We start from the raw sequence: 8,519 nt of genomic DNA, 5'->3' as shown, positions 1-8,519 counted from the left end.
ATTCTACAGCCTCAACGCCCTGTTAACAGGCAATAAAATAGTTGGTTAAAATAAGCGACGCAGGAGCAAAAAACAACTGTTTTTTGTCCTTGTTTAACAGCTTGTTATGCTGACATTTCGGGGATCTCTATTAAGAAATCAGTAACTCCCACATCAAGTCCTTGTTGATTTAACAAAGTAGATAATTGACCTCGATGATGTGTTTGGTGATTAAATAAATGACTAAGTAACTCACCAAAATTACGAATACTGATAATACCTTTTGTATTGGAATATTCTAAGTTTTTAGTGAAGTCATTTGCATCAGCTTCACTCATAAGCCAATTAGATAATGATAAATCTACTTTTTCACGTGCTATTTTGAATGAGCTAAACTCTGGAAAAATCATATCGTTTAGTCCATTTGGTTTAGGTAGTTCAAGTATACTTTTTAGAGCTAGATAATTTTTTGAATGTGTAGAAAATCTTGATAGCCAAATGATATCACAAACTAATATATGATTAAGAGTTCCCATTATAGAGGTGAAATATGCTCCTAAATCTTCGTTAGTAATTTCTTCACTCAAATTATCTATAACATTAGAAAACTGAATGTTCATTCTGTGATTATAATCTGCCATCAAAATGAAATGACTCAATAGGTTCATTTATACTCCGAGCTAAGTCAGCATAACAGTATATTATCCATAATTCACGATAGTAACGGATTATGAAATAAAAGAATAACAAAACAATAATAATTAAATCATTACCTGTCAAAGCTTTATAGTAAAACAGGTGGTTTTATTTTAAACATTACGTTTGTAGAAACTAAGCACTGCGTCATACTCAGTTATTTTGTGCTGAGTATGATGCAGAGCTTAAAAAATTAAATACTAAAAATCAATAAATTAGAAGTTTACCTATGTAGAAAGTGAGCATATTAATGCTCACTTTCTACAAAAAATTGCGTTATTAAATCGGACTTGGTGTATTACGACAACAATAAAAGATAGGTGTCCTATTTTATTTGTTGAGTGACTTGTTATATTTTTTATACCATAATGTATTATATATAGGTACTTTATGAGATTTACATCATGGCTAAAAATACAAGCGTTACACTAGGCGATCATTTTGATCAGTTTATAAACCAACAACTTAGCACTGGTCGTTATGGCTCAGCAAGTGAAATTGTTAGAGCTGGATTAAGGGTCTTAGAAGATCAAGAAGCTAAGCTTTTAAATTTACGTAATATGTTAATCCAAGGCGAACAAAGCGGTATCGCTGAATACAGCTATGAAAGCTTATTGACTGAATTAGATAAAGATGACCATTAATGAATAAGTTTGTATTATCTTCAAAAGCCAAAACAGACTTAATTAAAATAGCTAAATATACCCAAATAACTTGGGGACTCTCTCAACGGAATGATTACCTAAAAGTATTAGATAGCACGTTCCATTTATTAGCTGGTGATCCCGAGCTGGGTATTAACTGTGATTACATAAGAGAAGGTTACAGTAAATACCCACAAGCTAGTCATGTTATCTATTACAAAGAGTATAAAAACAGTCAAATATTTATCGTAAGAATATTACATAAAAGTATGGATGTTAACTCCGCACTCTAGAAAAATACCAACGAGTTTGTAGAATAACTCGTTTATTATAAATTTCCCCATAAAATAGGGGTACTAAATGCATTACCTATATCGCGTTAACACTCTACAGCCTCAACACCCAATTAATGGGCTAAGTATGTTGGCTATAATGTGTGAGGAACGAACGCAGCCAACTTTACGTGTCCCGTTGAATTGCTTTTTATGTATTTATTTTTTAAACCATTTATCGATATCTTTAGGATTTGATTCTACAAACTTTCGAATAAATATTGCAACAATAAGATAAAAGATCACCATGATAATTGAGCCACCTAAAGTAATATTATCGAAAGCACCTTGAGAATAAATGTTTGCAGTAGCTCCAACGCAAAACATTATGAAAATACTCCAAAATACTACCTTTTGATTATGACTCATAATTCAAATCCTTTGAAAACCAACGTCTCAATCAGTCGACGCGTTAGCGGTCGGCTGTATTGACTTGTTAACTGAAAATTGATTCAAGATGAGCATGTAAGCAGCTATACCAAACCATCCCATTGTCGGAATGGCCCATAAGCGTTGCACTAAACCGTTAAATTCTTGCGGTATAAACCCTGCGTATATAAACCAAAACATTAAAACATGCAATACTGTTACCGCTACAGAAAAGCTTTCAAATAGGCGAGATTTAATAGTGTTTTTAAACTCCAGCGCAAAGCTCATTGGTACAATAATCATGAAAATAGATAAGTTGTACAACAGGTGAAGTGGCGTTTCCAGCGTCCAGATACCCGCACTTATCATACTGATGCCAAGTAAAGATGAGGACAGCGTAGCTGCAGAAAAGCGATTCTGTGAAATTTTATGTATACCAAAAGAAAATCCACACATCGACAAACCAATAATGATGTCAGCAGCGCGATGAGTATACGCAAAAATCGGAGCTTCCAACGCGACATGGCTAATACTTTTTGATAGAAAGTCGAAGTCAGGAATGATAACCCCCAAACCTATATTGATTATTGAAGCCATCCAAACAATATGTGCCTGATTGATCAACCAGTAATTTAAATTTCGCACTAAATATCCTTCTCAGTTAACAGTATATTATCCATAATTCACGATAGTAACGGATTATGAAATAAAAGAATAATAATTAAATCATTACCTGTCAAAGCTTTATAGTAAAATAGGTGGTTTTATTTTAAACATTAAGTTTGTAGAAACTAAGCACTGGGTCATACTCAGCTATTTTGTGCTTAGTATGACCCAGTGCTTAAAAAATTAAACACTAAAAATCAATGAATAGAAGTTTATCTATGTAGAAAGTGAGCATATTAATGCTCGTTTTCTACACAAAAAATTGCGCTATTCAATCGGATTTGGTGTATTACGGCAGCAATGATGCCTGCCAGATTTTCACTGGCTTTATGTTTTTGTGTTGGGTAAGGCTAGGTGCGTTAAGACAGTATCCTTTGTTTGTATTTTAGACTTGATATTTTATCACTATCAGAATAAAAATAAGTAAGGTACAATTTTCTTTATTCGATTATCTAAGCTAAAAATGCCATCCTCAACAGTTAAACCAACGCCATTACAGTATTTATCTGCATATTCAAGTGAAGTACAAGATCAAATCAGCACGATGATAGAAAAAGATACATTAGGTAATTTTTTACTTCAGAAGCATCCTCAAATACATCATATTAACAACGATAAAATGCTTCGTGAATATGTCATGAATTTAAAGAATACTCATTTACGAAAGTCCCCCCCATTAAGTAAAGTTATTTACGATAAAAAAATACATGTTGTAAATAATGCTTTGGGCTTGCATACATTTATTTCAAGAGTTCAGGGGAGTAAATTAAAAAGTAAGAATGAAATACGAATTAGCGATATTTTCAAAACGGCTCCTGAAGCGTTCTTAGAAATGATCGTTGTTCATGAGTTAGCTCACATCAGGGTCAAGCCACACGATAAAGCATTTTATCAATTGTGCCAACATATGCTGCCAGACTACCATCAGTTAGAATTTGAGATGCGTTTATATCTAACTCAACTCGAATTAAAAGGTCCTATTTACTAATTATCATCAATTAGAAAATTTCGTTAACAAAAGGTGTTAGCTTTTGAGTCACTCACAATAAATAATTGCCCTGTGGATAGCCCCCTCCCTTAAGCTTTTAGTTTTTTTCTTTATGTATTAAGGACTAATATAGAAATAAACTCAACACCAATTCATAAAATTGAAATATATTTTCATAAATTTGTCATTATTTCGACGCAAAAAATTCGCATTACTTGGTTACTCTCCTTTCGACTTAAAAAAACCACTTTAATCGGAATTAAAAATGACAAGTAAAGATATCTCTCAACCTTTATTTAAACTAACAAAACTATCGTTAGCGATGTTATGTATTACATCAGTAAATAGTTATGCAGCACAGCAAGCTGAAAAAGAAATAGAAAAATCTTTGGAAGAAGTTGTGGTTGTTGCACAAAAACGTGCGCAATCAATTCAAGATGTACCTGTAACAATAACGGCTTATGATGGTGATTTTTTGGAAAGTGTTGGCATTGGTGAATTAGATGCATTATCAGACATCACCCCTGGGCTTGTTATTCAAGAGCAAAGCCCAAACAATCCAGGGTTTGTTATTCGCGGCATAACCTCAGACAGTGGCTCTTCACAATCATCATCACGCGTTTCTGTATACTATAATGGTGTAGATGTTTCTCGTTCACGAGGCTCATACTTTGAACTATTTGATATTGAAGGCATTGAAGTTGTAAAAGGGCCACAAGCAACCTTGTTTGGTACTGCCGCTTCTGTTGGTGCAATCAGTGTTGCTACTCGTAAACCTGAACAAGACTTTTCCGCACAAATTAAAGCCTCGATTGGTAACTTTTCCGCTAAAAACTTAAGTGGTTTTGTTACCGGCGGTAGCAATCTAGTACAAGGTCGCTTTGCCTTTACTTCCCGTACTCGTGACGGCTTTATTGAAAATATAGCGGGTAATGATGATTCACAAAGTGCTGGCGGATTCGTTCAAGAAGACATGCATGCACTTGATCATGTTTCTTATCGTCCATCTCTACGCATTACCCCAAACAACGACGTAACGATTGATCTTGTATACACCTATGAAAAAAATGATGACTCTGGTACCTCATTTAAAAATGGTTTATACGCACCAACGGGTGGTGACACTAGCCCATACAGTTTTGTAGAATTATCAGGTTCACCGCTTTCTAAAGATGTATTTGGTAAAGAAGATTTAGGGGTAGAACGTACCGTTAACGACCTAAACCTGACCGTTAACTGGGATGTAAACGACAACCTAACCGTTACGTCAATTACGGCGCAACGTAGCTTTGATTCGTTAGAAGTTTTCGACGGTGACGGCACACAAGCTTGGTTTCTAGAATTTGCAGAAGCCGCTGAAGGCGATCAATTTAGCCAAGAATTACGTGCTGTTTATACAGCGGGTGACTTCACGACTATTTTTGGTGCTAGCTACTTTGATGAAGACGGCAGTCAAGCAGTGCCATTTAGTACAGAAGAGTCGGTATTCTTAAATTGTCTTGGTTTATTAGGAAGTGACTTACCTTGTATTAATACAGATGGTAGTGTTAACGTATTAACGCCATATTTAACAGAAGGAGCCGCAACGCTACTTCCTTATTCGCTTGAATTTACTAACTATGGTGAAAATACTGCCTATTCAGCCTTTGCTGATGTTAGTTACCGTGCCACTAACGCATTAGAGCTAACCGCTGGTTTACGTTATGTAAAAGAAGAAAAACGCAGTGGTTATCAGTCAGACGCACCTAACAGTGTATTAACCGGTGCGGCATTATTCACAGTGGATACTGGTGGTGAAATTTTCTACGCAGAAGCCGATTATGACGACTGGCTGCCCCGTTTTAACGCATTATATGAAATTAACCCAACAACTAACGTATATGCAACTATTTCAAAGGGCAGACGCTCTGAAGTTCTTGAAGTAAGCTCAATGGCTACGGCACAAGGTGATGCTGCTATCTCGGTTAGCGAAGTACCTGCAGAGGTTATTTGGAACTACGAAACAGGGATTAAAGGTAAAGCATTACAAAACCGCGTGGATTACTCTGTGGCAATGTTTTACCAAGAGTATTCAAACTTCCAAGTGACTTTACAAGATGAAGAAGGCGTTGCTTATTCTGCTGATGCTGGCTCTGCAACTAATATTGGTTTTGAAGCCGAAGTAAGAGCCTTACTTAGCGATGAATTTGAAGTATTTGCAAACACGGCTTTCCTTGATGCAGAAATTGACGATGACAGTAACAATGGCCAATTAGCGGGTAATACTTTTAGATTACAACCTGAATGGACATTTAGTACAGGTGTGTTCTACGGTACTGAAATAACAAACTCCTTAAGCCTAACGAGTTCATTAATATACAGCTACCGTACAGAAGTATTCTTTGAGCCTGAAAATGCCCCAATATCTGGCTTAGACATCAGCCAAGAAGCATTTGGTTTAATGAGTGCCCGTGTTGGTATCGCGAGTAATGCAAATTGGTCTGTAAGCTTATATGCTAACAACCTTCTTGATGAAGAATATTTAGTTGATGCGGGGAATACTGGTGGTGGATTTGGCAACCCTACTTTCGTAGCGGGTGCACCTCGTATGTTTGGTGTTGAGTTTACCATGAACTTTGGTACTGCGGGCTTATAACCACTAACCAGCAGTAAACAACTTATACTCCTAAAATAATTAATTAAGCCACTTTTATTGTGGCTTTTTTATTGTCTACATTTCACTTCAGCTTGATTTACTCTATATAATACCAATCTCACTAGCTATGTGATCATTTCTACTTGCTAAAATCACCAACTACATCGTTATTTAATAATTAGAACAACGAGTTATTGAAATAAATGTCTTGTATTAGGCAATTTTTTCTACGTATAAAATTGTTCACTTAATTAATGAAACTGGTATAACTATCTATATACTTACAAAGTAAGCAAATAAAAAAGCGGTTACGCATTAACGTAACCGCCCTACTTTTATATTATCGTTACCTATCGTTCGGACCATTTAATCCGTTTAGCGTAACTTATGTTTAGCGCTTAAGCTTTATAAATGCTTTGTGTTGGATTAACGATGTTGTATTGCGTTGACATGATATTATCAACATAACGCCAGTCAGCTTTTACTTCTTCCTTAGTTAAGGTAACAAGCATATAACCACGCTGTGATAAATCACAATACTCTAGGTCATTGATCAATAGAGATAAGCCCTCTGCCATTTTTTGCGCTTGTTCTGTGTCGATCGATAAATAACTTTCCATACCAGGTGATGTTACTCCCGGCGTGGCAAATTCAGCACCAACGATATTACCTTTGGCATCTTTTAATGTGCCATGCCATGCATTATGGGTATCACCGGCAACGACTATCAACTTTTTGTTTAACGCAGATACATTATTGTACAAAGCTTCTCGCTCTGCTGGATAACCATCCCACGCATCTAAATTATAAGGCATAAGGCTATTAACCCTAGCAAGCTGTTCATCCGTCACCGCTTTGTTATTTAAAACGTCTTGTTTTATCGCGCCGAGTTCAGCCACTACCGCAGGAATATTATTGCGATCGGCTTGTGAAAAAATTTCCGTTGGCAGCCACATTTTAGTCATTAAAACTTGCTGACCTAACACTTGCCACTTTGCTTTTGACTTATCAACTGCAGATGTTAACCAGTTTAATTGGGTTTTACCAAGTAAGTGTCTTTCGGGGTTATTAAGATCTTTGGAAAATTTAGCAATATCCATTTCTTTACTATTTTTATTTCGATAATCGCTGTAAGACAATTGCTTATCTCTTGCAATAACACGCGTGTCTAACATGTGTAAGCTAAGTAAATTACCAAAATCGAAAGTACGGTAAATTTGTGGATTTTGCTCCCCCATAGGAGGACGAATAGGTAACCACTCATAATACGCTTGAATTGCTGCAGCGCGGCGTTTAAAAAAGTCACCTTCATTTGCACTGTGATTTTCTGCGCCACTTTTATAGGTGTCATTACTGATTTCATGATCATCCCAAACTACAATAAATGGTGCCGCGGCATGTAGCGCCTGCAAACCTTTATCTGTTCGATATATGGCATAGCGTTTACGATAATCACTTAAGCTAATGATTTCATCGCTATTGTCGGCGGCTAATTGCCTACCTATTTTTTCTGCATTGTCCGTGGCATAACCGCCCATTGGATATTCATAAATATAATCACCTAAATGTAACACTACATCTAAGTCTTCTTGTTTTGCTGCATCAGAATAAGCATTAAAATAACCAGCAGGATAGTTTGAACAAGACACCACTACCATTTTAACTTGTTCAATATTATCAACCGGTAATGTTTTACCACGACCGACAGGGCTTACAGAGTCTAAACCAACAAAACGGTAAAAATATTCAGTGTTAGCTTGTAAATTTTGCACATCTATCTTGATGGTAAAATCACGACTCTTATCTGTATTCTCAAATCCATTTCTAATAATATTTTTGAAATCAGCATCACTAGCAAGTTCCCATGCAACGACAGCACTCGCCTCTTTACTTTGAACACGAGTCCATATAATAAGGGCATTGCTTAGCGGATCACCACTGGCAACGCCATGGTTAAATTCAACTTTGCTTAACGATTCTTTCTGTAATATAGCGCAGCCAGTTAACGAAGTAGATACGGTTAGTGCAAGCACACTGCCAGCTGATAAACCTGTGGTTAGTTTTAAAAATTTACGACGGGAGGTATTTGACATAATTTACTTAATAAGATGTTTAAACAGTAACCTCACACTTTACTGCTTAAATATTTCATTTTTATAAATAGAAAAAGAAGTTTCAATGACAATTATGTTGCAGGATCATCATGTACA

8 protein-coding genes are annotated in these 8,519 nt (G+C 36.0%); 4 read left to right on the top strand and 4 right to left on the bottom strand.

The features are described from left to right. Nucleotides 1-104: 104 nt before the first annotated feature. Nucleotides 105-647, bottom strand: coding sequence for a DinB family protein (locus KO509_RS04725; protein WP_215972134.1), 543 nt, complete (start codon nucleotides 645-647; stop codon nucleotides 105-107). 432 nt (nucleotides 648-1,079) lie between these two features. Between KO509_RS04725 and KO509_RS04720 the strand changes: the two genes are divergently transcribed. Both KO509_RS04720 and KO509_RS04715 read left to right on the top strand, forming a co-directional pair. Next, on the top strand, nucleotides 1,080-1,319 hold the full coding sequence (locus tag KO509_RS04720; protein WP_215972133.1) for a type II toxin-antitoxin system ParD family antitoxin: 240 nt from the start codon (nucleotides 1,080-1,082) through the stop codon (nucleotides 1,317-1,319). Then, nucleotides 1,319-1,612: a type II toxin-antitoxin system RelE/ParE family toxin gene (locus tag KO509_RS04715; RefSeq protein WP_215972132.1), complete on the top strand. Its 294-nt coding sequence runs from the start codon at nucleotides 1,319-1,321 to the stop codon at nucleotides 1,610-1,612. Before KO509_RS04720 ends, KO509_RS04715 begins: the two co-directional genes overlap by 1 nt. Before the next feature lie 198 nt (nucleotides 1,613-1,810). Here the strand turns inward: KO509_RS04715 and KO509_RS04710 are convergent, their stop codons facing one another. Both KO509_RS04710 and KO509_RS04705 read right to left on the bottom strand, forming a co-directional pair. Further along, a complete protein-coding gene (locus tag KO509_RS04710) occupies nucleotides 1,811-2,020 on the bottom strand; it encodes a hypothetical protein (protein ID WP_215972131.1) in 210 nt (69 codons plus the stop codon). Between the two features lie 27 nt (nucleotides 2,021-2,047). Continuing rightward, the gene (locus KO509_RS04705) at nucleotides 2,048-2,665 is read right to left on the bottom strand and encodes a DUF998 domain-containing protein (protein ID WP_303495701.1); all 618 of its coding nucleotides are present in this window, start codon (nucleotides 2,663-2,665) and stop codon (nucleotides 2,048-2,050) included. 484 nt (nucleotides 2,666-3,149) lie between these two features. On the opposite strand from KO509_RS04705, the gene KO509_RS04700 reads away from it, so the two are divergent. After that, complete coding sequence (locus KO509_RS04700) at nucleotides 3,150-3,674, top strand: M48 family metallopeptidase (protein ID WP_215972130.1); 525 nt, start codon at nucleotides 3,150-3,152, stop codon at nucleotides 3,672-3,674. A gap of 265 nt (nucleotides 3,675-3,939) precedes the next feature. Then, nucleotides 3,940-6,309, top strand: a complete 2,370-nt coding sequence (locus KO509_RS04695; protein WP_215972129.1) for a TonB-dependent receptor — start codon at nucleotides 3,940-3,942, stop codon at nucleotides 6,307-6,309. A 398-nt stretch (nucleotides 6,310-6,707) separates the two neighbouring features. Here the strand turns inward: KO509_RS04695 and KO509_RS04690 are convergent, their stop codons facing one another. After that, the gene (locus KO509_RS04690; protein WP_215972128.1) at nucleotides 6,708-8,402 is read right to left on the bottom strand and encodes an alkaline phosphatase D family protein; all 1,695 of its coding nucleotides are present in this window, start codon (nucleotides 8,400-8,402) and stop codon (nucleotides 6,708-6,710) included. Nucleotides 8,403-8,519 lie beyond the last annotated feature (117 nt).

This window comes from Colwellia sp. C2M11 (assembly GCF_018860915.1).
Taxonomy (GTDB): Bacteria; Pseudomonadota; Gammaproteobacteria; order Enterobacterales; family Alteromonadaceae; genus Colwellia.
This window is presented reverse-complemented; position numbering and strand designations above follow the sequence as displayed.